Origin of the sequence: Bacillus sp. B.PNR1 (genome assembly GCF_030386235.1) — a bacterium.
GTDB classification, from domain to species: Bacteria; Bacillota; Bacilli; order Bacillales; family Bacillaceae; genus Bacillus; species Bacillus stercoris.
Genome location: NZ_JANYMN010000002.1, coordinates 106,692 through 132,936, shown reverse-complemented (window position 1 = coordinate 132,936; position 26,245 = coordinate 106,692). Strand labels below are relative to the sequence as shown.

Genomic DNA, 26,245 nt, shown 5'->3' with positions numbered 1-26,245 from the left:
AAGCCCGGACTGACTATCCGGGCAAATTTATATCCTGTAAACGTTACCTCTCTTAGGTTTTCTTTTCATAACATACTGAAGTTACTCTCCGGCCTTCCATTTCAGCCACTGGCTGGTTTCTCTCGTTTATAGCAATACAACCTTATACTTCTTCACATCCAAAAACTGCAAAAACTCCCTCGCCAGCACTTCCGGCGGATGCGCCTTCCCTTCATCGAGCCGATACAATATCAGCCCGATAATCATTGCGGATACATAATGGGCATAAAGCTTTTTCTCCGCGTCAGTTTGCTGATGGAGATAAAACGATTTTAGCGCTTTGAACATATTAGGTATCACATGAGGAACACTCCATTCCCGATTAAGAAAATGAACAATGGGCATGTTTGATAAATCAGAAAGCAGGCCGGCGAGCGCCTCCTCCGCTTCTTCGAAGGAAAGCTCATTCGGACTTGAGGCAATCGTCAGGTGATCAATGATCTCCGCACATGATCGCTGTATCATGGTTTGGAGCAATTCCTCTTTGCTGGCATAGTGATCATAAAAAGTTGCGCGGCGGATATTGCTTTTACGCGTAATATCCGAAATCGTGATGCCCGCGTAGTCTTGTTTCTCCGCCAACACGTCCAGAAATGCCTGCTGGAGCGCCTCTCTCGTTCGAACCACCCGCCTGTCGATTGGCTTGTCCTTCTCTCGCTCTCCTGGCACAGCTTGTCCAAACAGCCAATAAAATCTCTTTTGAGAAACAAGCTCCCATACCTTTTGGCTGATAGCTTCCGGAGCCGCGGCCGCATCCTCATTCAGCCAATACAGGATAATTGCGTATGTGTACAAGGCCCGGTAATGTCCGTAAATTTCTCGTTCGATCGGCGTCAAATTCACATGGATCGGAGCCAGCAGCACATCATGCTGAAACACATCCTTAAAAAAACGATGGAAATGCCCTCTGTTCATCATCACAGAAAAAAAGGATCGATGCTCGTGAACAAAGGACAGCGTCGGATGCACCGTTTGCCGTTTTTTGTTCAAGTGGAGGGTATCCAAATGACTGAAGGCGTCAAAAAGCGCTTTACCCAGCCCTTCCTTCATGTCTTCGATTAAATCCTCAATGATTGAAAACTTATCCTCATAATAAAGGTAGAGCGTCCCGCGGCTCACTTTGGCCCTTTCAGCGATTTCTTTCATTGTGATATGTTGCATATCTCTTTCTTCCAATAAGGCCAGCAGCGCCTGTTTCACTTGAGCTTCGGCAGATTCCGGCACAAAAGACACCTCCAATCATTAGACAGTTGTTCAATATATGTACGGTAACGTATAGATGGTTCACCGTTGTCTTTCTTATAAAAAAGGTACCACCTTATAATAGGTCCGAGAAAAGAAGAAAGCAAATGAGGGGGATCTTACAATGGAACAGAAAGTAAAGGACGACATCCAGCGTGTCTTTCAGCTTCAGAAAAAACAGCAAAAAGCCTTGCGTGCTTCAACAGCGGAACAGCGCAAAGAGAAGCTTCAGCGCTTTTTAGATTCCGTCATCGCCCATGAGGAAGAAATCATTGAAGCGATCCGCAAAGACGTCCGCAAACCATATCACGAGGTCAAAAAAGCGGAAATCGAAGGAACAAAAAAAGCAATCAGAGATAATATGAACAACCTGGAACAATGGATGGCGCCTAAGGAAGTCGGTTCATCGTTAAGCCCTGAGGCAAACGGGATTCTTATGTACGAGCCTAAAGGCGTCACACTCATCCTCGGCCCGTGGAACTATCCGTTTATGCTGACGATGGCGCCGCTTGCCGCTTCTCTCGCAGCCGGAAACAGCGCGATTGTGAAGCTGTCCGATTTCACGATGAACACAAGCAACATTGCCGCTAAAGTGATCAGAGACGCGTTTGATGAAAAAGAAGTCGCGATTTTTGAAGGGGAGGTTGAGGTGGCAACCGAGCTTCTTGATCAGCCGTTCGACCATATTTTCTTCACTGGAAGCACAAATGTCGGGAAAATCGTCATGACAGCGGCGGCCAAACACTTGGCATCTGTCACACTTGAGCTTGGCGGCAAAAGCCCAACGATTATCGACAGCGAATACGATCTCATGGACGCAGCGAAAAAAATCGCTGTCGGCAAATTCGTAAACGCCGGCCAAACCTGCATTGCACCTGATTACCTGTTCATTAAAAAAGACGTTCAGGACAGGTTCGCAGGCATTTTACAAACAATTGTCAACGCAGGATTTATGGAGGATGATCGCAACCCAGACCGCAGCAAATTTACGCAGATTGTCAATAACCGCAACTTCAACCGCGTCAAAGACCTGTTCGACGATGCCATCGAAAAAGGGGCGGAAGTCGTGTTCGGCGGCGTATTTGATGCCAGCGACCGCACGATCTCGCCAACCGTTTTGAAAAACGTCACGCCTGATATGAAAATCATGCAGGAGGAAATCTTCGCACCGATTCTGCCAATGATGAACTATGAAGACATCAACGAGGTCATCGATTACGTAAATGACCGCGATAAACCGCTTGCACTTTATGTGTTCAGCAAAAACCAAGACCTGATTGACAACGTCCTTCAGCACACGACATCAGGGAATGCCGCCATCAATGATGTTGTCGTTCACTTCAGCGACGTCAACCTGCCGTTCGGCGGCGTCAACACAAGCGGAATCGGCTCCTATCATGGGGTATACGGATTCAAAGAGTTTTCTCATGAGAAGGGTGTATTTATTCAGGCCGCTGAATAATCGCATGATCAAAAGGCGCTTCCTTAGAGGAGCGCCTTTTATTGTAACTCCTTGACCAAAAGCAATTCATCACGGATAGGTATTTTATTATCTGCCAGTAAAGGAATTTCGGGCTTCATCTTTCTGGCCGTCTCGACTGCATTCACAAATAGTCGATCCAACCGGTACCCTCTCTTCTGATAAAACGCTAATGCATGAATATTATCATTGGTTGTGATCAGTTTTATTTGTTTGATATTTCTCTCTCTGCATGCTTCCTCGGCTTTCTCTAGCAGAGCTGTTCCGATCCCTTTATTCTCAATGACACTATCCAGCGAAATGATTTCACAGGCATCTTCTTCAAATATGTATGTAATAAGGCCAACAATCTGGTTATCATCGTTGAGCATTCCATAACCATCTAATTCATCGCAGTTATAAATACCGCTAGAAATAACCATTTGCGGACTGCCCCAGTGTTTTTGAAAAAACGCGGAAACAAGATCTTTAGGTATCTGGCATGTCGGAATAATATTCATATTTTCCTCCTTTTAGCTGAACAAAAATAAGAGAATTAACAACCTATTTTATGTCATTAATCCCCTTATCTGGTATTTACTAGAACTTATAACTTGTCAAAAGCTGTCTGAATACCAATTGCGTGGATTGATAAGGATCAAAATCTGAATCCTGAGATTGGAAGATTTGCTCTGGGGTCAATGTCTCTGCGTTCTCTGATAACGTTTGAATCAGACTTTCCAAATATCCATTTAACTCTGATTTGGACGATTCATGTAGGGATTGATGATTTACAGCGAGTTCTCTAAATCTGTTATCACTGATTAATTTTTTTCGAAGAGCTGCTAGCATCAAGTCAAGCCATGCAGGCTGGCCAAATGTAATATTTAAAGCTAACGTTGCTTGATCAGATTTGGTGGAGTGCCATAAACCTCTTGGCAAATACAGCATGGTTCCCGGTGTTAAATTAACGATTTCTGCATCTGGCAGATCCTCTTTTGGCGGATCTCCTTTCCAATATGACTGTAAATCATCAGGATAGTAAGGAGCCTCTGATAAATCATAGTGCTGCATTGGATTGCTCACATTTTCATTCTTGGCAAGCTTCCATGTTTTCTCACCTTGAATTTGAAAAATCAAGTTGGTGTAGGCGTCAAAATGGGCTTTGAATCCCCCGCCATTTTTCGCCGCGTAAACAATGGCTTTGGAAGAAGTACCCGCAGGCAGTCTTAATTCCGCTTTGAGTTTTTCTATCCACCTTCTGACTTGGGGAATAAATAGGTCGGTGAAATCAAACTCTAATGCAGCCCCTTTTTCATACCACTCTAAAGCCTCTGCAGGTGACACAAGAAATCTGTCTGTGATCCCTTCAGATTCTTCAATCACAGCATCACCAACGACCATGACTGGATTATTGTAGATAGCCAATACGTTTTCTAGCGTTCTAACCTTTTCAAACCCCGGTATGCTTGTAAATCTCTCCACTTCTCCTCTGGCTACCAAAGGTTTTACAGGCCAATATTCTTCTAAAAACTCACTCATCGTTACAGGACTGATGATAGACTCCAAAACCGATTCGGTTACAGCACTCATATTATCCCTCCCAAAAAAGTAACTTCATCACAAAGATATAACATTTTTTTCTAAAAGTAAATATTGACAGAATTATCAGAGGATTATAATATTTAGTTGTGCGTGATAGCCTATTTTTTTACAAGGAAGGAGGGAAAAGGATGAAAAAGGCTTATAAGAAACCTCGTCTTTTTGAACTACGCCGTGCTGTAGCAGCTGGCGGCCATTAATCTCATATAGCATTTGACATCTAGTACTCTATTTTAGGAGGGATGCTCAATGAAAAAAGCTTATAAGAAACCTCGCCTTTTTGAATTGCGCCGCGCTGTAGCAGCTGGCGGTCATTAATCTTATCCAAAACGATTAACGTTTGAGGCTATCACGCCAACTTGATAAGGAGGATGCTGAAGATGATTACGGCTGAAGAATGCAGAACGTACAAAGAATTTGTTGATCTTTACCAATCCTATCTTTACCCCTTGCTTGGCGCCAGACTGTCCCGGATGTATTCCCCCAAAAACAAAGTCATTATCGATATGGGCACAGGTCCAGGTTATTTAAGCATTCAGTTGGCTAAAAGAACAAATGCGCACGTGCATGCTGTCGATATTAACCCGGCCATGCATGAAATCGCTCAAGAAGAAGCTAAAAAAAGCGGAGTAAGCAGCCTGATTTCATTTGATTTGGAAGATGTCCACCATTTATCTTACGCTGACCAATATGCTGACTTCATCGTCTCCTACTCTTGCCTGCATCATTGGGAAGACGTTGTTAAAGGACTTAAAGAGTGCTATAGAGTTCTGGCTCCGGGCGGAAAAATTGTCATTTTGGATACATTTAATCCCCAAGGAAGCCATTTAGAGATTATGCGAAAACAAATCAAAGAACCGGAATACTTCAGGTTTGTAAGAGAGGCATTTGAAGAAAGTTATTCCTTTGAAGACATTCACCAGTTTGTTCAGGATGCCGGCATTCCCAATTATTCATTAGAAACCTTTCACTTTTTACCGGAGGATTTTATAGAAAGCTTAGATGAGCTGGAGGATGCTCCCCTGTGGGAACAAAATGATCAAAGCGCTGATCATGAAATTGAGTCTGTCACATGGATGTTAACGATAGAAAAAGAAAAGGAAGGTGCATTGTAATGATCAATGAATCAACTGTTTTATCCAAAAATCCAGAAATGCCATCAAGAAAATATTTAAAAAGCATTATTATAGAGCCGGGCATCACTTTAAATGAAATGGCATCAGATATTTATAACCATATCGACGGCAAGGTCAGCATAAATGATATTTGCTCAAAAATCGTCAATGAATATGATGTTGATTATCAAACCTGCTTAGAAGATTGTATGGAGCTGTTTGAGTTGCTTATTGAACATGAAGCAATCAAAGTTAAGCAGGGGGCATGAGAATTGGAAAAACAAAAAATGCTTGCTTTACCAGACGATGTACATGAGCTGAGTACACACCGTTCTAAATCAATCGTAAATTACATCATCACTCTGCTTGCCTTTGCCAAAAAACAAGGATTGACTCATCAAGATATTGTAAGCTGGATTCACGAGCAATATGAGGAAAGAGGATATTATGATGAGTGGAGACACATTAACAGCCAACAACCAGTTGGATCATTTGTGGAACTCTTTATAAAAGGAAGACGTTTACTTTATGACAAAATTGAATTGTTTGAAACAGAAGATAAATATGTCGTAAATACCCACACTTGGTATGAAAAAGAACCTAGTGAGGCCTTTTTTTATTTTGAAATTGATCCCGAAGAATTTTCTGCGTACGCTTCCATTCTCGCAATCGAAAACGCAAAACGTCTCGGAATTAAAATCGATATTGTAAAAGAAACAGATGTAGAGACAGCTTATATCTATAAACATCAATAACGCTATTGGGAGGGAGACATATGTGCGGGCTCGCGGGTATTATAAATCTGGCTGCTCCCCGTTCTCAGGAATGTACCTTTCATATATTGAAAGGCATGGCAGATGCCATCAGCTATAGGGGACCGGATGATGAACAATATCATATTGATTCCAAAGTCGGCTTTGCATTTCGGCGATTGTCCATTCTTGACCTTGTAAATGGACAGCAGCCCTTTTTAAATGAGGATGGATCAATCGTCGTTATGGTAAATGGAGAAATTTATAACTATAAAGAACTGAAGGCTTCTTTACACAATCATATGTTTAAAACGACATCTGATTGTGAAGTAATTGTTCATTTATATGAAGAAAAAGGGATTGGATTTGTAGACGACATCATCGGAATGTTTTCAATAGCCATTTGGGACAAAAATAAAAACAAAGTATTTTTAGTTCGTGACCGCTTTGGGATTAAACCGCTTTTTTACACAGAGCTAAAACACGAGCTTATATTTGCCTCTGAAATAAAATCCCTATTTTCTCATCCTCACTGTCCCCGCCAATTTAATTGGAAAGAAGCACTCTCAGACATTTGGCTAAGCGGGGAAGCAGCCAGTAATCATAAAGAAACCACTTCCTTTTTTGTAAACATCCAAAATCTCGATGCTGGCCATTATCTCGAAATTAATTTGACAACAAATGAACGAAAAACAGCAAGCTATTGGTCTTTACAGGATATTTTGCTCAGGCAAGGCTATCATGAGAATCTCCATCCCGATGACCTGATTGAAGGATATAGAGAACTGCTGGCAGATTCAGTCCATAGATGTTTACAAAGCGACGTTGAAGTCGGGTTGTTTCTTAGCGGTGGCATTGATTCAGCTGCAGTCGCACATTTTGCTGCAGAAAAACAGGATCTCCATACGTTTACAGTATTAAGCCAAAGTACATTTACAAATGAAGATGCAAAATATGCCCATTGGCTGGCTAAAGATCTACACCTTCCAAATCATCAGGTTCTCTATCAATTAGGGAACGATGAGTTATTACAACCAGAGTCATATAAACATTTGTTATGGATCTGTGAAACACCGTTTTGCGGACCGGAACAATTATATAAGTTTCATTTACATAAGTATGCCAAAGCGATAAGGCCAAACCTGAAAGTCATGCTGACCGGCCAGGGCAGCGACGAATTTAACGGCGGTTACAGCACGACACTTTCACCAGCCGAGAACCCAAGTTGGGAAGGATTTATTGAATCGGTCAATACGATGGAGATGAACCGGCTGCATCGGCTGCAGGGAAATATCTTTAGAGTGTGGGAGGAGCATTTTGGACTTTCTCCTATAAACCTTTCTTATTTAAAGAGCAATGACTCCAGCCAAGCAGATCCTTGGCAATCGTATGTCCTGACAAAATACCGTGACCTGCAAATGTATAATTGCTGGCATGAAGATCGGATCGCCGCGGCTAATCATATCGAAAACCGTGTACCGTTCTTGGACCATCGGCTTGTTGAATGGGTTTGCGGAATACCTGATGGACTCCGTAAAGACTTGTTATGGGATAAGTCGATATTGCGAAAATCATTAACAAATGAGCTGCATACAAGCTATACCCACCGGCCAAAGGTTCCTTTTTTCTATGGTAAGGACGTGAGATATACACATAAAATGATGTTTCATCTTCTGAAGAAAAACAATTATCAGCTTATAGCGGAGGCCTTCTCTCACAGCGATGCCTCCAGCATAATACAGGTTGAACACATTCATGCCATCATGACATATTTGGAGGATGATCCTGAGTTTACAAATTTTGAATTTTTATTAAGACTGGTGAACATGGGACTTTTATCAAAAATGACTAAAGAAACCCATTCTGTTCAATTAGACATAACCAGCCATTTAGAATCGATAACAATAAAAGACTGGCACTCACAGGAAGGTGATATTGCCAGCCGTTTAAATATCTCAGCCAATAAGTGTGAAGGACAAGATATTTTGGCGCTAAACCCTGGCGTCACTCTGTTAAGGCCGGAAAGCGATAGTGAGCATTGCATCTACATTGCGGAAGAAGGATTTATTCAGTTTATTGTTTCGGAGGAAGACGTCGGAGCTTGGCTGCATATTCTCTGCGATATTAATGGAAAAGACACACTTCATACGATTTTAGACAGACATGGTGTCAGCCTTGAAGAAGTGGCCAAATATATTCAAGAAGCCATCGAACACAATATCATTTTGATCAAACAAAAAAATCTGCCAGAAGGAGCATATAGATGAGCATCTTTTATTCGTTTTCCGCACTTAGGGGATTAGCAATGGGGATTTTTTCGCCTATTTGGATTCTTTATCTGATATCTAAAGATTATGATTTCCTTCAGATTGGATTAATGGGAGCGGTACTTGAAATTGCTAAGCTTATATTTGAAGTTCCTTCCGGCGTTTTTGCTGATCGTTATGGAATTAAAATTTCAATTGCCAGTTCATTCTTTTTCTCCATTCTTACATGGGCCTTCTTCCCTTTTATCGATTCAGCTGCTATTTGCATACTGGCTATGATCATATGGGCTTTATCAGATTCCTTAATTTCCGGTTCTTTTGAAACTTGGATGAGCCGTGTCGCAGGGGAAGATCGATTCGGCAAAGAAATGATGAAAAACACACAATTGCTAATCACTTTTTTAATTATTGGAAGTATTGCCAGCGGGTATTTGTATTCATTAAATATCTATTTTCCTTTCCTGCTCGTTATGGTGATCTACTTATTACTATTTATTTGGATGTCTGTATTTATTAAAGTCCCTTCTGTTTCCGAAACAAATCATGGGGATCAGAACCAACATGATTCGATAAAGATTATCAAAGAAAGTTTAAAAATTATCCTTAACAAAAAAAGGGTTCTTTTAATCGTCATAGCCGGTTTCTTTACAGCCACAGCCTATGACACAATTTCCCGTTACTGGCAGCCTTTTTTGAGTGATTTAGGCTTTTCAGAAAAGTCACTGGGATATATTTTTGCCCTAGGAGGGTTTTCCGCTCTCGTTCTTTTGACATTAACCATCAGGTTCGAAAAGAAGATCGAAAAAAATCCATATCTCGCTTTAACCTCATTGGATTCCATGGGCATGGTCATGACTTTTCTATTGTCTAGAGCATTCAGGCCGCTGGGCATTCCATGTACAGCGTTTTTGCTTGCAATTGAAGATATTCATCATCCGATCGTAACAAGTTACTTAAATAAGTTTTTCCCCGATTCATACAAGAACACTCTTTTCTCGTTAAACTCAGGGGTAGGAGCAATTGGAGAAATTCTTTCCGGTGTCATTTTCGGCATCATTTCCGCAGCCTTTGGGCTCTCTGCCATGTTTGTTGTTGTAGCTGTATTTCTATTAATCCCTATTATCCTTTATACGATAGTGCCTAAGATTAAAGACAATGATATGAAAGTTCAGATTGAAAAATCCCAGCAAGTGTAAATGTTTTGTATCACAGTAAGAAGACCTTCTTATTAAAAGAAGGTCTTCTGCTATTCTATTCAGTTATTTCCCAAAAGCCATCAGCTTCGTATAACTTCCAATATAAAGTGTTCCGTCCTCAGCAAGCTGCGGAGATGACACGACGTTGCTGTCGGTTTGATAGCTCCATAATTCATTGCCGTTTGCGTCCGCCGCATAAACCTTCATATCATCTGACCCGAAATAAACCGTTCCCTTCGCGTCAATCAGCGGCGCCGTTCTGACAGGGCCGTCTGTGTAGAATGACCAGTTCATATCCCCGTTTTTGCTGATGGAAAACAGCTCGCCGCTTCCTGAGCCGATATAGATGTTGCCGTTATGGTCGATCGCAGGCGATGAACTTGAGAACCCGTTGAGCGGGAATGTCCATTTTAAGCTGCCTGTTGACGTATACGCATACAGCTGTCCGTCTTGGTTGCCCGCATAAACGGTGCCATCCTTATCAATCACCGGATATCCTTTAAACGCATTTGACGTCGTTCTGGACCATTTCACCTGTCCGGTTCCAGAATTGATCGCATAAAACACGTTATTGTATGTACCGACATACACGGTGCCGTTTTTGGCAAGCACCGGCACAGAGCTGACGACACCATTTGTTTTCAACTTCCAGCGCTCTGTCCAAGTTGATTTGGACGTCGGTTTGATCGCGTGAACATAATTATCAAGTGTTGAGAAGTACAACGTGCCGTCTGAACCGATCACCGTTTCAGAGCTTGGCCCGCCGCTTAACGGAACCGTTGTTAAAATCTCACCCGTTTCCTTGTCGATAAAATAAATCTTTTTATCATAAGATGCCAGATAGATAACGCCGTTGGTTCCGAGTACAGGGGATTGTGTGAACGTTTTTCCCAAATTGCCTGTCACCCATTTGACTGAGCCGTCCGGATTAAAGGCTTTCATTTCCCCGTCTCTGGAATGAAGATATACTGTGCCGTCTCCGTCAATCACAGCCCCCGCCCCATTCTGCGGAGTCGTTCTGATGTCGTTTTGCCATTTCAGCGTCCCGTCTGTATTTCCGGCGAACCGGCTTTCGCGTGACCAGTTAAACATGGCAGGCGCCATCGCTTGTACATCATATCTTCCTGTCAAAAAGCCGGATGCTTCATTATTTTGAGAAAACACCGTTTCCGCCGCATAAGCAGCTGCCGGCTGAAGCACTTTGGCAGCGGGCACATCAGAAACAGCGCCGGCCGAAACAGCAGCCGCCACCGCAGCTCCCGCTATCAGAGCTTTCATTCGAAATGACTTAACCATCATTGAGACCCCCATTATATGTATTTTCTAATATGTGACCATCATAACATATTCATCCATTTTATCATTCTACTTCACAAAACCATCACAAACTAGAAAACTATGTAAGAGTATGCGCAGACGTTTTTTCAGCACCCGAACGAAATGCAGCCACAAACCAAATAACGTTGACAGCAGCCGCAGCGAGACTAACCCCGACCACAAAAATCACCTCAGAAAGCAGGTGGTCACTAAAGAAACTAAACATCAAGCTAAAACCGGCCGAAGACAAATGGATCAGCAGCCCAAAGCCGCAAAGCACCGCCATGACATATCTCATCGCATCTACTCCGAGCATATAAATGAGAAAAGGAATGAAATACAAGACAAGGATCATCCCGACAGATGACCACATGCCAACTGAATTAAACTGATTGGACGCCGCTCCCGTTCCGGCCAGCGGCGAAAGTGAAGCCGCTACGATCACAGCGCAAAAAAGAAACGCAGAAATGGCTGTCATGATCGCCACGCTGTTTTTTCTAGACATCAAACTCCTCCTCAGATAGAAATATTAACCTTTTCATTATAAGGGAGCTGAGTAGAAAATTCATTATTTATTAATAAATTCCAGAATACACAAGCAAACGCTGGCTTCTTTCTAGTATATTTATATAGTAAAAAATAAAGGATAAAAGACTCATTTTTCTGTAATATCAGGATTTTATCACCATATCATATTGCATGTACATGTTTTTCAAAGTATACTATTCCAGATTAATTCAGAGGAGAGAGAAAAATACATGGAAAAACCAGCAGGATTTTGGATTCGTTTTTTAGCTTATTTTATTGATGGCATTATTGTATCTGTTCCTAGTTATATTATTCTATTTATTATCAATTCTGTGTTTGTAGCTGGGGCTGTGGCAGCAAACCCTTACATGACCCAAGAGGAGTATATGGTGACATACATGACGATTGCATTTTTGCCTACTATGCTGATCATGATCGTCATCAGTGTGTTATATTACGGACTGCTCACAGCATCTAAAATGCAAGGCACACTCGGCAAAAAAATTCTTGGCCTGAAAGTGGTCAATGAACAAGGTGAACGGGTTTCTATCGGACAGGCAATTGGCCGTTATTTTGCCTATATCTTATCTGGAATCATCTTTTATATTGGGTTTATCATGATCGCCTTTGGTGAGAAAAAAGGCCTGCATGACATCATTTGCAAAACACGTGTCGTGTATAAATAATACAAAAAAGTCTAGCGCCAATAAGCGTCTAGACTTTTGTTTTCTTTACAATAGGCTGCCACGACAGATACATAGCGCTTCTCCACAGCCACTCAAACGGACTCATTCGAAAGACGAGAAGCCAAAGATGGCTGAAGACCATTTGAGCGGCACAAACAGCAATCGTAATGAGCACACCGATCCGCTCATTTGCCAAAGTCGGCTGTAATGAAGACATAGCCATCACGCTCCTTTTTTCTGTACCTTTAGAGTATGAAAAAAAGGAGCACGGAACCATCGATTTAGGTGTCAGGCAGTCATGAAAACCTTACAATCCTGTCATCTTTATGGTTTTATTACCTTTAAATCCAACGCTTCAATATTCTGCAAAACGCGATCAAAGCGCAAAGCCTGAGGCTCACTTGGGAAAATGTGGCCTTCATAAGGGTCGCCTAACGTCCGGAAAAACGGTTCAAATAATCCTGGAACCAAGACACCCACCATCTTTGTATAATGAGAATCCAGTCGATAGGAGTGAACGGTATTTGCAGGGACATGCAGGAAATCTCCCGGGTTCAGCTGAATTTTCTGGCCATCTGCCCACATCGTCATCTGACCTTCAAGGCAATAAAATGTTTCTGTATGATGTTCATGGTAGTGATCAACGATTCGGTCGCCTTTAGGGCCGTCCGATACTACGACGATAAACTGGCCGTCTGTATTTTTTTGGGCAGCCACAATACGGTGAAGCTGATCTCCCGTCAATAATCGATCTCCTTCTCCAGATTCAAGAACGTATGGAACAGCTCCATCCGGAAGCTCTGTAAGTTCCGCTAATGTTGCCGAACATGCAGGCTTTTCTTCATCTAAAAATACAATGTCCGCTACAGCGGCAGCTTCTGCAAATCGCTCGTTTGGCACTTCTTCGCTTGCGAACGGCGGATGTTCAGCGTGATCATACGGATTCCCAATCACGGAATACATGTGGGCTGCGTTTCCTTTCATCGTGTAAGACACCAGTCTTGTTCTGTGGCTCTGCATCCGGTAGCTGTGCGGTATCCCCGCCGGAATGTTGGCATAATCACCTGATATCAGTAAATAGTGTTCTCCATCAAGCGTCAGCTCAAGCTTCCCGTCCAAAACGAGAATTCCTTCATGCGTATTCTTGTGGACATGAAGCGGAAAGGCATCTCCTTTTCCCCCGGAAAGCAGCACGATCTCAAACAGGTCGCCCGTGCTCCTTCCATTCGCCATCACCGTGGCAACCTGTCTGCCGAACAGATAGCGCTCACCTTCCCCGCTCCGGAGCAAATACGGCATTTTTTCTTTAGGCAATGAATGTTTCCATAATGTTTTCATAAATCGTTTCCTCCAATTTAGACCAGTCTATATAATATAACTTTCTGACTAGACCGTTCTATATAATTGTAGGAGAAAGGATAACAAAATGCTACCCTTTTTTTCTCACCAGCACTGGTATTTGTTCGGCAATGAGAAGAAGGGGCGTTTTGTCTTTATTCGTTAACGAAAGCATGATACCGCCCTCAATCATCGAATTAATCAGCATTCCAAGCTGATTTGCCTCTTCTTCTGCAAATCCGTTTTCCATTAATTTTCTGGCAAAAACCGCTTCCCAGCTTTGAAACACCTTCATGCAAACCGTCCGCAGCGGTTCACTGATTAACGCTGTCTCACTCGCCAGCAAACCGACTGGAATACCTGTAATGCTTTCTGTGTTGTCGAATTGGCTGGCTGTTTTTTTGATAAAAAGCTGAATCGCTTCTATTGGATCAGAGGACTCCTCCATGCTTTGCTGTATCAGATGTTCAATCAATTTCCCTGTATATGTAACCGCTTCAATTGCTAATTCTTCTTTGCCATTCGGAAAAAAATGATAAAGCGATCCCTTAGGAGCACCGCTTTCTTTCACAATCTGGTTCAAACCTGTCGCGTGATATCCTTGCAGCTGGAACAGACGTGACGCCGTGTGAAGGATTTTTTCACGTGAATCTCCTCTGCTAGTCATTAAAACATTCCCTCCTAGGTATGGTAGAGCGACTTATATAATATAAAAAAGAACCCTGTGATTGTCAAAAGGGGTAAGACCCTCCCGGATGGGGTAAATGTTAAAAAACAGCCTCTAGGAGGGATCTCAATGGCAAACGATTATTCAGTCACGAATACAGAACAGATTGAACAACAGAACCCCGGCTTGAAAACGAAGATCAAACTGAAAAAACTCAAGGATCAAGTGATTGTCATTACCGGCGCTTCAAGCGGTATCGGACTTGTCACGGCGAGAATGGCAGCTGAAAAAGGCGCAAAGGTCGTGGCAGCAGCGCGAAATGAAGATGCGTTGAAGGAGCTCACTGATGAACTTAAGGATAAAGGACACGACGCCATATGGGTGAAGGCGGATGTCGGAAAAGAAGAGGACGTCAACCGCATCGCCGAAACCGCAATCAGCACATTTGGCCGCTTTGACACATGGGTTAACAATGCGGCCGTCTCGACTTTCGGACATGCCATGGATGTCACCGTCGAAGACATGAAGCGGCTGTTTGACACAAATTTCTGGGGGCCCGTTTACGGAACAAGAGCTGCTGTCAAACACTACACCGGCAGAGGCGTGCCGGGCGCACTTATTAATGTAGGAAGCCTGTTCGGAGACAGGGGAACGGTCATTCAATCCACATATGCGTCAGCCAAATTCGCGCTTCACGGCTGGACGGAAAGCATCCGAATGGAACTCGAAAAGGATCAGGCGCCCGTCTCGGTAACGCTCATACATCTGGGCAGAATCGACACACCTTATAACGAGCACGCACACAGCTACCTTGACAAACAGCCGGCTCATTACCGCTCCATGATCTATCCGCCGGAAGCAGTCGCCGAAGCCATCCTGTTTGCCGCCGAACACCCTAAGCGCGACATGTATATCGGGTCACAGGCAAAAGCCATCGCCATGCTGGGCGCGCTTTTCCCTCGTCTGACCGACAGACTGATGGAAAAAATCATGTATCACAGCCAGCATGCCGAAAGACCGTCCAACCCGCGAGAAGAAAGCGCGCTTTATGAAGCGGGCTACGGCATGCATGACAGGGGCACAAATAAAGGATGGATGCGGTCAAGGAGCTATTACACGAAGGCTGCGAAGCGCCCGATTGTATCAGCGGCTGTTGTTGCCGGACTAGTGGCTTGGGCTGCCGCCAAACGATGCAAATAATCTCTGCCCATAAGAAAAACCCATGCTGTTCCATCGAACCATGGGTTTTTAGCTGTTAATCAATAAAAGCCTTGTTCATACGCTGCAGCAGCTCGCCGAATATCTCTTTTTCCTGTGTTGACCATTCTTGCAGCATCTGTTCATAACGTTCAAGGCGCTTTTGCTGATCGGCTTTTAAAATTTGTTTACCGAGTTTTGTAATGGTAAACAGGCTGACTCTCCCATCAGATGGATCTGAAAAGCGATGGATAAGCTCCTTTGCCTCTAATGCAGCTGCTTGTCTCGAAAGAGTAGAAATATCAAGCTTGAACGATTCTGCCAATTCCTTTACACGAGCAGGGCCAAACTCATCCAATTGTCTCAGCAATAAGTACGACGATCTCTCTAACTTCCCTGTTCTTTTCTCTGATTGATCCAGATAAACGGCTCTCCTGATAAAAGTCGTCAGCTCATATTCAATTAATTCAACTGGATTTTGTTTTCGCAATCGCTCTCGCTCCCCATTCCAATCTCCGTCATTGACAACATCATATATACTTGTATAATACAAATGTATATTAACTGAATGAATACAAGTCGTTATATGACCAAATCAATTATTATACTTGTATAGTACAATCATATAAATAGAAAGTAAAGCGATTCCTCAGAACCATCCTAGAAGCAAGTCACCAGAAAGGAGGAAGCTGCTCTCATTGGAGAGCAGCACTTGATGTGAAAGTCATACGAGTTATCTTGCAAGTGTTGATATTATATGTATTTTTTATGATCGGGGAAGCCCTTCAGCACATGTTTCATTTACCTGTGTCAGGAAGCATCGTCGGATTGGTATTGCTGCTGATCTGTCTGGGCCTCCGTATTGTCCCCGTCTCCATCATTGAAGACGGAGCAGGTTTTTTATTGTCCTTTCTTCCATTATTGTTCATCCCGGCCATGACAGGAGTGATGAACTATCCGTCACTTATTTCATTCAATGGTCTGATGCTGCTGATTACAGTCGTACTCAGTACCATCGTCACCATCATTGCGGCTGGATTCGCCAGCCAGCTATTAGAGAAAAACGCAAAAAAACGTGAGGAGAAAGAGAAATGCAGCAAGCATGTATCGCAATCATGATAATTCTTTTAACAGTGGCCGCTTATGTAGCCATGGCCAAACTTTATAAGCGATTCCCGCTTCCATTTCTGATCCCTGTTCTGACAACGACCATATTGATTGTAGCGGTTTTGATCATGTTCCATGTTTCGTATGAAGGCTATATGATCGGGGGGAAATGGATCAATTCTTTGCTTGGGCCGGCTGTTGTGGCACTGGCTTATCCGCTTTATAAACAATGGCATATCATTGTCAAACATTGTATTCCCATTCTAGGCGGCGTCCTGGTCGGATTATGCATGGGAATGATCAGCGGACTGGTCTTCGCAGAAGCATTCGGGATTGATCATGATCTTTTATTATCCATACTGCCAAAGTCGATCACAACCCCTGTCGCTATTCAAATCGCCGCCGGTCTAGGAGGCGTCCCTTCCATGACAGTCGTATTTGTCATGATAGCGGGTTTTTCAGGCGTCATCCTCGGGCCGCTTTTCCTAAAATGGCTTCGCATACGCAGTTCCCTTGGACAAGGCATTGCACTAGGAAGCGCCTCCCATGCGCTAGGCACCTCCAAAGCATTGGAATATGGGGAACTGGCCGTATCCATGAGTTCCGTCTCCATGACGCTTTGTGCGGTGCTCGGCTCATTCTTCGGCCCAATCGTCGTCTGGCTGTTTCATATTTAACAAGAAAGACTGCCCCGGCGGAGGGCAGTCTTTCTTCATCTATTTTACATTGTTATTAGAGATAGCATCATAAAAGTAAGCTGGCATTTTTCCTGTTTATTTTAGTTCTCCGATATCTCTTAAATACTGTTCACGCTCTTTTTTATCGGGGTATGCGGTTTTGATATATTCTTCTTTTTCTTTCTTGGTGTATTCGCTCCAATCTGTAAAACGATTACCTACATCCTCAGGGTAACTCATTCCGTCCACTTTATTGGAATCATAAATTAAATCTGCTGAGAAGTAAAACTTATCTGGCTTGTCATTTATATATCCATTTACTATTATTCTTCCCATTGGGTTTATTTCAATTTTATCCTCGAAAGTAATTGTTTTAATAAAATTGTGTATATCTTCTTTTTTAAGATGTTCTTTAATTTGTGGTTTCATCTTTTCTGCATATTCTTCTGCTTTTTCTTTATCGCTTTTTTCATCTTTTTTCACTTCCTGTTTACCTCCAGTCTCTTCTGTTGTCTGATCTGATATATTCATTTTTTTTACTATCCCATAAGAAATACCCAATACAATAACCAATACGATAGAACTTATTATAAGTATTTTTTTTACAAACGACATGGTATTTCATCCTTTTTTAATTTATTATACAATATATACAAGTTTTTGGAGAGTGAAGAAATGTCTAGAAAAAAGAATTCACTTACAGACGAAGATTATAATAAAGCATCAAGTGCTGCATATAATCTTAGAAACTATCATATTGGTACTAATATTGAGATAAGTAATGGACAAAAGTTATATGTAGTTGATTATAAAAAAACGAAAAAAGGGCTTGATGCCCTTACTTTAGTATCCGAAAAAGAATACAAAATTTCCAATCATGGAAAAAACAAAGAAAAAATCCAAAACGCCATCATCGCATACCGCGGATCAGAACCCATCAGCCCCGGCCAATTTCAAGATACAATAAAACAATATCGTGATGAGCGGGAACAGCTTATTAAAGAAGTAGAGAAAAAAGGAATCAACATTCCTGAAGATGAAGATGGTTCCTTTTATGACTCAGCAAAAGGGCTTCGTGAATATTCAAATGAGATTTTGCAGGATTGGCTTCACATGGACACTAGTTATTTGGTGGGCAAAAAACCATTTGATGACGGGACAGAGAACCAAGCCATTCAGGCGGATCAATATGCAAATAAAATACATAAAGACTTTAAAAATGCTGACATTCAAGTCACCGGTCACTCATTAGGCGGTTCTAACGCAAGCTATGCAGTCGTGATGAATGACTTTATCAAACGTGGCGTTACTTTCGAGAACCCAAACATATATGAAAACCTGCCTGAGGGTGTCAAAGCCCGGGCGTTAAAAGGGGATTTCCGCAGCCGCTTAACAGAATATATTAATTTAAATGATGGTTTATCATTGCTGAATCGTGATGCCGCTGAAGTGGGTCAAGTGAAAGTAATGTATGACGAGGCTTTGCCGAATGGTGTACAAAATAATGGTCTCCCTAATGAAGTGAAAATGCTTGGGCTTGCTCTTAAACATTACGGCAATCAATCTCTTGATGTCACATTATTTGTTGAAGCATTAATGGGGAGTCACGGTCTGGACCGCTATAACTTCAATTCAGACGGCTCTGTCCAAACTGTAGATGATGTGTTAAAAAACAATCCAGAGTTTGCGGTAGCGATGCTTAAGCAAATGAAATCAACGAATGTAAAAGGCAATACAGGTGTTTCAATTCTCATTAAGTCACATGTATTAATGAATACAAGCACACAGTTAAAACATATCGCTGAATCAGAATGGTCTAAGATTATACGCCAAATTGAAAGAATTGATGACATCGTAAAGGATTCTATTGAGGATGTCAGGAACATGCATACACGAATGGTTGGTTTTGGCACATATGATGAATTATCAATTTCTGATGTCGATGATTTGATCAATAAGCTTAAAATGAACAAACCGCATCACCTTTTTTACTCAAAAGAAAAGTATGATCAGGCTGTAGATGCAGCACTTCATTTACAGCACTTGCTTCATATGGTGTCAGATGACCTTGGCCATATGGGACACGCTTACCATGATGCGGATCTGGCAGCGGCCAGCCGGATGGGGATTTCGTAAGGAGAGAAAGAGACATGAATTTTATGAATAAAAAACCAACAGATGCAGACCGTTTTATGCAAAGAGTAACGAGCCAGCATTCAAGCACCTCGCTTTTTTCAAATGCCCATCTAGATACATCTGAAATGACACCGGAACAATTGGCGGTGTACAAAGAGAAGAAAAAACAAGAACAAAAGTTGGCGCTGATGAATTCAATCAAGAAACAACTAAGCTATGCTCTCCAGGAAGACCGCAAACACTTGTCTTCAATCCTTGATAGCATCACAGATGCCGAGCAGACTGTTAAGACAAAGCAGGAAATGCTCGACCATCATATGTCAGGAAAAGCGATTGACAGTGTCACTGATAAAATGAAGGGTCAATTATCATTTGATAAAGTTCGTGCTCATGTGTCGAGTGCAGTAAATTCCATTGGCTTATAGAATAAAGAAACCAAAAGCCGGCAAATTGCCTGCTTTTTTGCTTTCTCCAGACTGACATAGAGCTGTCTTACATAAGATATGTTTATCATTCACAAAATGAGGGTAATTCTTTCGTTGCACGATTAACATAAAGGAGGTTCAAATGGACCACTTAGACTTGCATCATATTTTCGAACTGGGTTTTTTGCTGGTTATGATCGCAGCCGGAATCACTGCGATTGCCAAGAAGTGCAGGCAGCCTTATCCCATCGCACTGGTGATTGTCGGAACGATCATTGGACTTGTACATATTCCGCTCTTAGAACCGCTTAAAGATTTTATTACTGAAGGAGAAGTATTTAACTTTGTCATCATAACACTATTCTTGCCGGCTTTATTAGGAGAAGCGGCGCTGAAACTTCCTTTTTCCCATTTGAGAGAAAACAAACGGCCCGTTCTGGCACTGGCTTTCGGCGGTACACTCATCTCGTTTCTGATCGTCGGCTTTTCTTCCATGTGGCTTATGCATCTGGCCTTTCCTGCGGCGTTTGTTTTTGCGGCGCTGATGAGCGCGACTGACCCCGTGAGTGTGCTATCCATATTCAAAAGTGTCGGCGCGCCGAAAAAGCTTTCGATCGTCGTTGAAGGAGAAAGCCTGTTCAATGACGGGCTGGCGGTTGTGCTGTTCAACATTTCCGCTTTTTACTTGATGACATATCTGGATCTCGGCATCCAAGGCGCCGGTTTAGGCCTGTGGGAGTTTGTCAAAGTGATTTCTCTCGGCCTGATCATCGGAGGCATACTTGGATATGTCTTTTCCCAGCTCACCAAGTATTTTGATGATTACCCTTTAGAAATTATTTTCAGTATCATTCTGTTTTACAGTTCATTTCTATTGGCGGAAATGGCAGGTGCCTCCGGGGTAATCGCCGTTGTTGTCGCCGCTCTTATTTTCGGTAATTATGGCGCCAACATCGGCATGAGCCCGACGACAAAGCTGAATATCAATAACTTCTGGGACGTCGCCGCCTTGCTTGCGAACTCCCTTGTCTTTCTAATGGTCGGACTTGAGATTACGAGAATTGACCTCACTGATAAATGGGGTTTGGCCGTTACGGCGATTGTGATTGTGCTTATCGCCCGAAGTGCCGCCGTCTATATTAGTCTGGCCTTTATCAAAAACTTTCCGGCTTCATGGCAGCATACGATTAATTGGGGCGGGCTGAAGGGTTCTCTATCCATCGCACTGGTGCTGAGCCTGCCGAGAGACTTTCCGGGGCGTGAAGACATTCTTGTGTTCGCCTTCAGTGTTGTTTTATTCTCCCTCGTTGTCCAGGGCCTCAGCATCAAACCGCTTCTTGAACGGTTAGGCGTGAATCAAAAGGATGAAGGCAATCAGGAATATGAGGAACTGCTAGCCAAAGGACATCGCTTAGAAACCGCCATCAAAGAAGTCCAGCAATCCAAACATCATTTGCTTATACACGAAGCTGTCTCCAGCGAACTGACAGACCAATACAAAGAAGAGGTCAGCCAGCTGCATCAACAAACAAATCAGTTATTCGAAACGTACCCAGAACTCAAAAACAAACAACAAACCATTTTGAAGAAACATTCGTTATACGCTCAATACCAAGCGATTGAAAACCTATCAAAAGAAGATATCATCTCAAACGAAGTGGCTGAGCAAGAGCAAGCCCGGATCATTGATGAAATCGTTCGTTTGGAAGACGATCATTAATACACAAAAAAGCAGACTGTCAGCAGTCTGCTTTTTCCTTTATGATCTAAAAAAATCAATCAGCGGCTGAAAATCCTTAGACAAATCAACGTCATTCGGCTCTGCTTGAAGCAGGCGGTCAATCATGCGCTCCAGCTCCTCAACATCATTCTGATCCGTATACTCAATGAAGTTTAAGCCTTCAAGCCAATCTCGGTATGAATGTTTGGCTTTACCATAGCTATTTCCAAAGACAAGGCACGGTGTTTTCGTGATAATTGAGAAAATCATCGCGTGAAGGCGGTCGGTAATCACCAATTTACTGGAGCCGATGCGGTCCAGCATCTCCATAAAATGCTTTTCACGATCGGCGTAATCGATGGTGTCGACCGTATCCAGCACCGTATCGGTACGCTCCGTGTAAGTTGTTTTTTCTGCCCATTTCTTCATCTGTGAAATAAAATCTTCGTCAGTCACTTTCTCCTTATCCGCTCTTAAAATAAAGAGAACGCCGTCCCGCTCGAGCTCTCGCGGCACAATATCCAAGGAAAGCACCATGTCCGGTGTAAAGATCACATTGGAGTTGAAGGTCTCTTTCACCACATCGAGCGTTTGCGTCTCGCGCGCAGCAATCGTTAAGTTTGTATTTTGATGGTACGCATCCTGTGTTTTTTTCTTTTCCTTCTGCCCTTCCTCTGTATCCTCAAAATAAACGGATTGTGGCAAAGAAATCGATTTGTAGTCTTTAAACGCCGAGAAGACCTTTCTTCTGTCTTCCTCAATATCGAGATAAAGGTTTCCTAAGTTTCCTCCGCCTGTAAAGCAGACAATATCGTCTTCACGAATGATCTCCTTCACCAATTCAATGCCCTCATCCGTCGCATAATCCATAATTTCAATGTATTCATAATACGGAAAATGATTTTTGATAAATTTCTCTTCCGCATACGCAATCGCTTGGTCGCCAATGTTTGTGTAACTAGGGGAACCAAACAAAAATACTTTTCGTTTATCATTTAACAGAGCTTCCGGCTCCACATTTGGCGCAATGCCTTTAACTAGTTTTTTGCCTTTGATTTCTTGTACAGTCATATCTGCGTCCTCCTTCTGGGATGAATTCCTCATTATGTGTTAACTGTCTCTACCCCAAAAGAAGGATGGCTATGCATTGGCATGTGCACCGGCTATATCAAAAACATCGTTTTCGCCAATTTGATAGACGCCGCGATGTCCCGCGCCGTTCTTTCCATATATTCCGCGGCATGTTCAAACGCGTCTTCTAGAGGCACGGCTCCGGGAACGATGCTGAAAAGCGCATCGATGCCGTGCTGGTAGACGGCATCACTGTCCGATGATATTGATCCCGCAATGCCGATGACGGGCACATCGTATGATTTAGCCGCCTTGGCCACCCCGATCGGCGTTTTTCCGTGAACCGTTTGGCTGTCAATCCGGCCCTCACCGGTAATTACAAGATCTGCATCTTGAACGATATTTTCAAAATCAACCGCTTCAAGAACAATATCAATGCCTCTTTTCAAGTCAGCCTGAAGAAAAGTCAGCAGGCTCCACCCAAGACCGCCCGCTGCACCTGCTCCCTCTCTTTCTCGCAAGGTTGCTCCGAGCGCTTTTTCTGCTATATCAGCGAAATGGCTTACGTTCTGGTCTAGTACATCCACCATGTCGGACGTCGCGCCTTTTTGCGGCCCGAAAACAGCCGTAGCTCCTTTTGGCCCTGTCAACGGATTATCCACGTCACACGCGACTTCCAGTTTGACATTCTGCAACCTGGGATCAAGCCCGCTGATATCTATTGATGCAAGCTGTGATAGCGCGCCGCCCCCTGGGCCGATCTCGCATCCTGAGTCATCAAGAAGCCTTCCGCCCAATGCCTGGATCATTCCGGCTCCTCCATCGTTCGTGGCGCTCCCCCCGATTCCGATGATCAAACGCTCCGCTCCCGCAGCAAGAGCCGCTCCGATTAATTCTCCCGTTCCTTTTGTTGTGGTGACGAGCGGATTTCGTTTATCAACGGGCACCAGATGCAGCCCTGAAGCAGCAGCCATTTCAATCACAGCTGTTCTCCCATCACCCATCATGCCAAAAAACGCTTTTACCGGTTTCTCCAGCGGTCCTGTCACAACCTGCTCTATGACCCTTCCATTTGTGGCATCAACGAGCGACTGGACGGTTCCCTCGCCGCCGTCCGCCATCGGCATTTTTCTGTAATCAGCACCCGGAAAGACCGATTTGAAACCTCTTTCTATCGCGTCGGCGGCCTCCAGAGCTGATAAACTTTCCTTAAAAGAATCAGGTGCAATGATGATTTTCATCCAAATCGCCTCTTTCAAAACATGATTCATTAACCTATTGATCTCCAATGTACCACACTACCGCTGGAAATAAATACTATATAATATGGTAAAAATTTAATTAAAAATTAGAAATGAAAGTGTTTGCATAAAAGAAACATTCACGTTATCATACTTGTATACAAGTATACTCCTTGAGTGAGGAAGGTGAGTGTATGCTAGACTCCAAAGACCTGTTGTATCCCGCAAAGTGGCTCTCAAAAGCGTCAACCGGGGTTCGTGTCGCATACGAGCTGAGAATGCGGATCGTTTCAGGTCTGATTGAAAGCGGTACCATTTTATCAGAAAATACGATCGCCGCCGAGTTTTCAGTAAGCCGTTCGCCGGTTCGCGAAGCGCTAAAAATACTCGCATCCGAAAAAATCATCCGCTTAGAACGAATGGGAGCGGTCGTAATTGGTTTAACTGAGAAGGAAATCGCGGAAATTTATGATGTGCGTTTACTATTAGAAACATTTGTCTTTGAACGGCTCGTCAAAATAGACATTGAGCCTTTAGTTAAGGATCTCAGCAAAATTCTTGAAATGATGAAAGTTTCAATCAAATATGAAGACGCTGACGAATTTTCATTTCAAGATGTGCTGTTCCATGAAACGATAATCAGAGCCATCGATCATTCATACATTCAAATGATCTGGAACAATCTAAAACCTGTCATGGAAAGCTTTATTCTTTTATCCATGCGGGTACGGTTAAAGGAAAAATATGATGACTTCACAAGGATTTTAGATAACCATGAGCTTTATATTCAAGCCATCAAAACAAAGGATAGGGCGCTGATGATTCAGTCACTTCACCAAAACTTTGATGATGTGCAAGAAAAGGTAGAAGACCTGTGGCTCTCACAACAAATGCTGGCAAAAGGAGCTGAATACAACAATGACTAGTTATATGTTAGGAATCGATATCGGCACAACAAGCACAAAAGCTGTGCTGTTCAGTGAAAACGGAAATGTGGTACAGAAAGAAAGCATCGGCTACCCGCTCTATACACCGGACATCTCAACAGCTGAACAAAATCCGGAAGAGATTTTTCAGGCCGTCATCCAAACAACAGCGAGAATTACAAAACAGCATCCCGAAAAACAGATCTCTTTCATTTCGTTCAGCAGCGCCATGCACAGCGTCATTGCAATCGACGAAAATGACAAGCCGCTGACGCCATGCATCACATGGGCCGACAACCGAAGCGAAAGCTGGGCTCATAAGATCAAGGATGAATTGAACGGACATGAGGTGTACAAACGGACGGGAACACCGATTCATCCGATGTCGCCGTTAAGTAAAATTGCCTGGATCACGAATGAGCGGAAAGAAATCGCTTCCAAGGCAAAAAAATATATCGGCATCAAAGAGTACATTTTTAGACAGCTGTTCAATGAGTATGTCATCGATTACTCCTTGGCATCAGCGACAGGCATGATGAACCTGAAAAGCTTGGATTGGGACGAAGAGGCACTGCGCATTGCAGGCATCACGCCGGATCACTTATCCAAACTCGTGCCGACAACCGAGATCTTTCAGCATTGCAGCCCGGAAATAGCGATCCAGATGGGAATCGATCCGGAAACGCCTTTTGTCATCGGGGCCAGCGACGGCGTGCTCTCCAACCTCGGCGTCAACGCCATTAAAAAAGGCGAAATCGCCGTCACCATTGGAACAAGCGGCGCCATCCGGACAATTATTGACAAGCCGCAAACCGATGAAAAAGGGAGAATTTTCTGCTACGCCTTGACGGACAAGCATTGGGTGATCGGGGGACCTGTGAACAATGGGGGCATCGTCCTTCGCTGGATCAGAGACGAGTTTGCCTCTTCCGAAATCGAAACAGCGACACGGCTGGGCATTGATCCATATGACGTGCTGACGAAAATTGCCCAACGCGTCAGACCCGGTTCTGACGGTCTGCTGTTCCACCCATATCTCGCCGGAGAACGTGCTCCGTTGTGGAATCCAGATGTACGCGGCTCCTTTTTCGGCCTGACCATGTCGCATAAGAAAGAGCATATGATACGCGCGGCATTAGAGGGCGTCATTTACAACCTGTACACGGTGTTCCTGGCATTAACAGAATGCATGGATGGCCCGGTAACCCGCATCCAAGCAACAGGGGGATTTGCAAGGTCGGAGGTTTGGCGCCAAATGATGTCGGATATCTTCGAATCAGAGGTTGTCGTTCCGGAAAGCTACGAAAGCTCATGTCTCGGCGCCTGCATTTTAGGCCTGTATGCGACAGGAAAAATCGATTCTTTTGACGCCGTGTCCGACATGATCGGCAGCACATACAGACATACGCCGATCGAAGACTCAGCCAAAGAGTACAGAACATTAATGCCGATTTTCATCAATCTATCAAGATCCTTAGAAAATCAATATACGCAAATTGCAAATTATCAGAGGGGCTTAATCACACACAAATAGTAC

General features: G+C 43.3%; 26 protein-coding genes and 1 pseudogene. 15 read left to right on the top strand and 12 right to left on the bottom strand.

From position 1 onward, the window contains the following. Window positions 1-126: 126 nt before the first annotated feature. The gene (locus NZD81_RS12020; RefSeq protein ID WP_282373852.1) at window positions 127-1,263 is read right to left on the bottom strand and encodes a TetR/AcrR family transcriptional regulator; all 1,137 of its coding nucleotides are present in this window, start codon (window positions 1,261-1,263) and stop codon (window positions 127-129) included. Window positions 1,264-1,405: 142 nt separating this feature from the next. Here NZD81_RS12020 and NZD81_RS12015 point away from each other — a divergent pair, with 142 nt between their 5' ends. Beyond that, window positions 1,406-2,743: an aldehyde dehydrogenase family protein gene (locus NZD81_RS12015; protein WP_148343380.1), complete on the top strand. Its 1,338-nt coding sequence runs from the start codon at window positions 1,406-1,408 to the stop codon at window positions 2,741-2,743. A 38-nt stretch (window positions 2,744-2,781) separates the two neighbouring features. On the opposite strand, the gene NZD81_RS12010 is transcribed toward NZD81_RS12015, so the two are convergent. Continuing rightward, window positions 2,782-3,261: a GNAT family N-acetyltransferase gene (locus NZD81_RS12010; RefSeq protein ID WP_003244176.1), complete on the bottom strand. Its 480-nt coding sequence runs from the start codon at window positions 3,259-3,261 to the stop codon at window positions 2,782-2,784. Window positions 3,262-3,340: 79 nt separating this feature from the next. Then, entirely contained in the window at window positions 3,341-4,333 is a 993-nt protein-coding gene (locus NZD81_RS12005; RefSeq protein ID WP_003243554.1) for a JmjC domain-containing protein, read from the bottom strand. A gap of 389 nt (window positions 4,334-4,722) precedes the next feature. Between NZD81_RS12005 and NZD81_RS12000 the strand changes: the two genes are divergently transcribed. From NZD81_RS12000 to NZD81_RS11980, 5 genes are read left to right on the top strand one after another with little or no spacing between them, the layout of a single operon-like run. Next, entirely contained in the window at window positions 4,723-5,457 is a 735-nt protein-coding gene (locus tag NZD81_RS12000; RefSeq protein WP_029318574.1) for a class I SAM-dependent methyltransferase, read from the top strand. Beyond that, window positions 5,457-5,726 carry a PqqD family protein gene (locus tag NZD81_RS11995; RefSeq protein ID WP_282373853.1) on the top strand — a complete coding sequence of 90 codons (270 nt, stop codon included), beginning with the start codon at window positions 5,457-5,459 and terminating at the stop codon, window positions 5,724-5,726. Before NZD81_RS12000 ends, NZD81_RS11995 begins: the two co-directional genes overlap by 1 nt. 3 nt (window positions 5,727-5,729) lie before the next feature. Continuing rightward, window positions 5,730-6,212: a hypothetical protein gene (locus NZD81_RS11990; protein WP_282373854.1), complete on the top strand. Its 483-nt coding sequence runs from the start codon at window positions 5,730-5,732 to the stop codon at window positions 6,210-6,212. 20 nt (window positions 6,213-6,232) lie between these two features. Beyond that, window positions 6,233-8,476: an asparagine synthase (glutamine-hydrolyzing) gene (asnB, locus tag NZD81_RS11985; protein ID WP_282373855.1), complete on the top strand. Its 2,244-nt coding sequence runs from the start codon at window positions 6,233-6,235 to the stop codon at window positions 8,474-8,476. Then, window positions 8,473-9,672, top strand: a complete 1,200-nt coding sequence (locus NZD81_RS11980; protein ID WP_282373856.1) for an MFS transporter — start codon at window positions 8,473-8,475, stop codon at window positions 9,670-9,672. Before asnB ends, NZD81_RS11980 begins: the two co-directional genes overlap by 4 nt. Before the next feature lie 63 nt (window positions 9,673-9,735). On the opposite strand, the gene NZD81_RS11975 is transcribed toward NZD81_RS11980, so the two are convergent. Both NZD81_RS11975 and NZD81_RS11970 read right to left on the bottom strand, forming a co-directional pair. Then, the gene (locus NZD81_RS11975; protein WP_069838340.1) at window positions 9,736-10,968 is read right to left on the bottom strand and encodes an outer membrane protein assembly factor BamB family protein; all 1,233 of its coding nucleotides are present in this window, start codon (window positions 10,966-10,968) and stop codon (window positions 9,736-9,738) included. A 100-nt stretch (window positions 10,969-11,068) separates the two neighbouring features. Then, on the bottom strand, window positions 11,069-11,494 hold the full coding sequence (locus NZD81_RS11970) for a DUF5391 family protein (protein WP_069150660.1): 426 nt from the start codon (window positions 11,492-11,494) through the stop codon (window positions 11,069-11,071). 253 nt (window positions 11,495-11,747) lie between these two features. On the opposite strand from NZD81_RS11970, the gene NZD81_RS11965 reads away from it, so the two are divergent. Beyond that, complete coding sequence (locus tag NZD81_RS11965) at window positions 11,748-12,203, top strand: RDD family protein (RefSeq protein ID WP_040081225.1); 456 nt, start codon at window positions 11,748-11,750, stop codon at window positions 12,201-12,203. A gap of 28 nt (window positions 12,204-12,231) precedes the next feature. Here the strand turns inward: NZD81_RS11965 and NZD81_RS11960 are convergent. The 3 genes and pseudogenes from NZD81_RS11960 to yxaF form a co-directional block, all read right to left on the bottom strand. Continuing rightward, window positions 12,232-12,381 (bottom strand): annotated as a pseudogene (locus NZD81_RS11960) (DUF418 domain-containing protein); the annotation flags it as partial. 146 nt (window positions 12,382-12,527) lie between these two features. Further along, window positions 12,528-13,541 (bottom strand): quercetin 2,3-dioxygenase, encoded by a 1,014-nt coding sequence (qdoI, locus tag NZD81_RS11955; protein ID WP_282373857.1) that lies wholly within the window; start codon window positions 13,539-13,541, stop codon window positions 12,528-12,530. A 91-nt stretch (window positions 13,542-13,632) separates the two neighbouring features. Continuing rightward, window positions 13,633-14,208 carry a transcriptional regulator YxaF gene (gene yxaF, locus NZD81_RS11950; protein ID WP_227099102.1) on the bottom strand — a complete coding sequence of 192 codons (576 nt, stop codon included), beginning with the start codon at window positions 14,206-14,208 and terminating at the stop codon, window positions 13,633-13,635. Window positions 14,209-14,337: 129 nt separating this feature from the next. On the opposite strand from yxaF, the gene NZD81_RS11945 reads away from it, so the two are divergent. Continuing rightward, window positions 14,338-15,408 (top strand): SDR family oxidoreductase, encoded by a 1,071-nt coding sequence (locus tag NZD81_RS11945; protein WP_282373858.1) that lies wholly within the window; start codon window positions 14,338-14,340, stop codon window positions 15,406-15,408. Between the two features lie 55 nt (window positions 15,409-15,463). On the opposite strand, the gene NZD81_RS11940 is transcribed toward NZD81_RS11945, so the two are convergent. Next, entirely contained in the window at window positions 15,464-15,895 is a 432-nt protein-coding gene (locus NZD81_RS11940) for a MarR family winged helix-turn-helix transcriptional regulator (protein WP_014666047.1), read from the bottom strand. 227 nt (window positions 15,896-16,122) lie between these two features. On the opposite strand from NZD81_RS11940, the gene NZD81_RS11935 reads away from it, so the two are divergent. Together NZD81_RS11935 and NZD81_RS11930 are read left to right on the top strand one after the other, a co-directional pair. After that, window positions 16,123-16,524: a CidA/LrgA family holin-like protein gene (locus tag NZD81_RS11935; protein ID WP_282373859.1), complete on the top strand. Its 402-nt coding sequence runs from the start codon at window positions 16,123-16,125 to the stop codon at window positions 16,522-16,524. After that, entirely contained in the window at window positions 16,497-17,189 is a 693-nt protein-coding gene (locus NZD81_RS11930) for an LrgB family protein (RefSeq protein WP_040081217.1), read from the top strand. Before NZD81_RS11935 ends, NZD81_RS11930 begins: the two co-directional genes overlap by 28 nt. 96 nt (window positions 17,190-17,285) lie before the next feature. Here NZD81_RS11930 and NZD81_RS11925 read toward each other — a convergent pair whose 3' ends face one another. Next, window positions 17,286-17,804 carry a DUF1433 domain-containing protein gene (locus tag NZD81_RS11925; RefSeq protein WP_014666050.1) on the bottom strand — a complete coding sequence of 173 codons (519 nt, stop codon included), beginning with the start codon at window positions 17,802-17,804 and terminating at the stop codon, window positions 17,286-17,288. A 60-nt stretch (window positions 17,805-17,864) separates the two neighbouring features. Here NZD81_RS11925 and NZD81_RS11920 point away from each other — a divergent pair, with 60 nt between their 5' ends. The 3 genes from NZD81_RS11920 to NZD81_RS11910 all read left to right on the top strand — a co-directional run bounded on the left by NZD81_RS11920 (window position 17,865) and on the right by NZD81_RS11910 (window position 21,470). Beyond that, window positions 17,865-19,325 carry a lipase gene (locus NZD81_RS11920; protein WP_289860585.1) on the top strand — a complete coding sequence of 487 codons (1,461 nt, stop codon included), beginning with the start codon at window positions 17,865-17,867 and terminating at the stop codon, window positions 19,323-19,325. 14 nt (window positions 19,326-19,339) lie between these two features. Further along, window positions 19,340-19,750: a hypothetical protein gene (locus NZD81_RS11915; RefSeq protein WP_148343393.1), complete on the top strand. Its 411-nt coding sequence runs from the start codon at window positions 19,340-19,342 to the stop codon at window positions 19,748-19,750. A 142-nt stretch (window positions 19,751-19,892) separates the two neighbouring features. After that, the gene (locus NZD81_RS11910; protein ID WP_289860582.1) at window positions 19,893-21,470 is read left to right on the top strand and encodes a Na+/H+ antiporter; all 1,578 of its coding nucleotides are present in this window, start codon (window positions 19,893-19,895) and stop codon (window positions 21,468-21,470) included. 39 nt (window positions 21,471-21,509) lie between these two features. Here the strand turns inward: NZD81_RS11910 and NZD81_RS11905 are convergent, their stop codons facing one another. Both NZD81_RS11905 and NZD81_RS11900 read right to left on the bottom strand, forming a co-directional pair. After that, window positions 21,510-22,541, bottom strand: a complete 1,032-nt coding sequence (locus tag NZD81_RS11905; RefSeq protein ID WP_279473466.1) for a polysaccharide pyruvyl transferase family protein — start codon at window positions 22,539-22,541, stop codon at window positions 21,510-21,512. 92 nt (window positions 22,542-22,633) lie between these two features. Further along, window positions 22,634-23,782: a glycerate kinase gene (locus NZD81_RS11900; protein WP_289861005.1), complete on the bottom strand. Its 1,149-nt coding sequence runs from the start codon at window positions 23,780-23,782 to the stop codon at window positions 22,634-22,636. Window positions 23,783-23,976: 194 nt separating this feature from the next. Between NZD81_RS11900 and gntR the strand changes: the two genes are divergently transcribed. Then, entirely contained in the window at window positions 23,977-24,708 is a 732-nt protein-coding gene (gntR, locus tag NZD81_RS11895) for a gluconate operon transcriptional repressor GntR (protein ID WP_014666057.1), read from the top strand. Further along, window positions 24,701-26,242 carry a gluconokinase gene (gntK, locus tag NZD81_RS11890; RefSeq protein WP_040081211.1) on the top strand — a complete coding sequence of 514 codons (1,542 nt, stop codon included), beginning with the start codon at window positions 24,701-24,703 and terminating at the stop codon, window positions 26,240-26,242. The genes gntR and gntK overlap by 8 nt, the downstream gene beginning before the upstream one ends. Window positions 26,243-26,245 lie beyond the last annotated feature (3 nt).

Coding starts and splice junctions, on each gene's coding strand:
- NZD81_RS11995 (WP_282373853.1), top strand. CDS start 5,457: ATGATCAATGAATCAACTGTTTTATCCAAAAATCCAGAAATGCCATCA.
- NZD81_RS11925 (WP_014666050.1), bottom strand. CDS start 17,804: ATGTCGTTTGTAAAAAAAATACTTATAATAAGTTCTATCGTATTGGTT.
- NZD81_RS11980 (WP_282373856.1), top strand. CDS start 8,473: ATGAGCATCTTTTATTCGTTTTCCGCACTTAGGGGATTAGCAATGGGG.
- gntR (WP_014666057.1), top strand. CDS start 23,977: ATGCTAGACTCCAAAGACCTGTTGTATCCCGCAAAGTGGCTCTCAAAA.
- NZD81_RS12015 (WP_148343380.1), top strand. CDS start 1,406: ATGGAACAGAAAGTAAAGGACGACATCCAGCGTGTCTTTCAGCTTCAG.
- NZD81_RS11910 (WP_289860582.1), top strand. CDS start 19,893: ATGGACCACTTAGACTTGCATCATATTTTCGAACTGGGTTTTTTGCTG.
- NZD81_RS12010 (WP_003244176.1), bottom strand. CDS start 3,261: ATGAATATTATTCCGACATGCCAGATACCTAAAGATCTTGTTTCCGCG.
- NZD81_RS11970 (WP_069150660.1), bottom strand. CDS start 11,494: ATGTCTAGAAAAAACAGCGTGGCGATCATGACAGCCATTTCTGCGTTT.
- asnB (WP_282373855.1), top strand. CDS start 6,233: ATGTGCGGGCTCGCGGGTATTATAAATCTGGCTGCTCCCCGTTCTCAG.
- NZD81_RS11920 (WP_289860585.1), top strand. CDS start 17,865: ATGTCTAGAAAAAAGAATTCACTTACAGACGAAGATTATAATAAAGCA.
- NZD81_RS12005 (WP_003243554.1), bottom strand. CDS start 4,333: ATGAGTGCTGTAACCGAATCGGTTTTGGAGTCTATCATCAGTCCTGTA.
- NZD81_RS11965 (WP_040081225.1), top strand. CDS start 11,748: ATGGAAAAACCAGCAGGATTTTGGATTCGTTTTTTAGCTTATTTTATT.
- NZD81_RS11915 (WP_148343393.1), top strand. CDS start 19,340: ATGAATTTTATGAATAAAAAACCAACAGATGCAGACCGTTTTATGCAA.
- qdoI (WP_282373857.1), bottom strand. CDS start 13,541: ATGAAAACATTATGGAAACATTCATTGCCTAAAGAAAAAATGCCGTAT.
- NZD81_RS11900 (WP_289861005.1), bottom strand. CDS start 23,782: ATGAAAATCATCATTGCACCTGATTCTTTTAAGGAAAGTTTATCAGCT.
- NZD81_RS11905 (WP_279473466.1), bottom strand. CDS start 22,541: ATGACTGTACAAGAAATCAAAGGCAAAAAACTAGTTAAAGGCATTGCG.
- NZD81_RS11930 (WP_040081217.1), top strand. CDS start 16,497: ATGCAGCAAGCATGTATCGCAATCATGATAATTCTTTTAACAGTGGCC.
- yxaF (WP_227099102.1), bottom strand. CDS start 14,208: ATGACTAGCAGAGGAGATTCACGTGAAAAAATCCTTCACACGGCGTCA.
- gntK (WP_040081211.1), top strand. CDS start 24,701: ATGACTAGTTATATGTTAGGAATCGATATCGGCACAACAAGCACAAAA.
- NZD81_RS12000 (WP_029318574.1), top strand. CDS start 4,723: ATGATTACGGCTGAAGAATGCAGAACGTACAAAGAATTTGTTGATCTT.
- NZD81_RS11975 (WP_069838340.1), bottom strand. CDS start 10,968: ATGGTTAAGTCATTTCGAATGAAAGCTCTGATAGCGGGAGCTGCGGTG.
- NZD81_RS11945 (WP_282373858.1), top strand. CDS start 14,338: ATGGCAAACGATTATTCAGTCACGAATACAGAACAGATTGAACAACAG.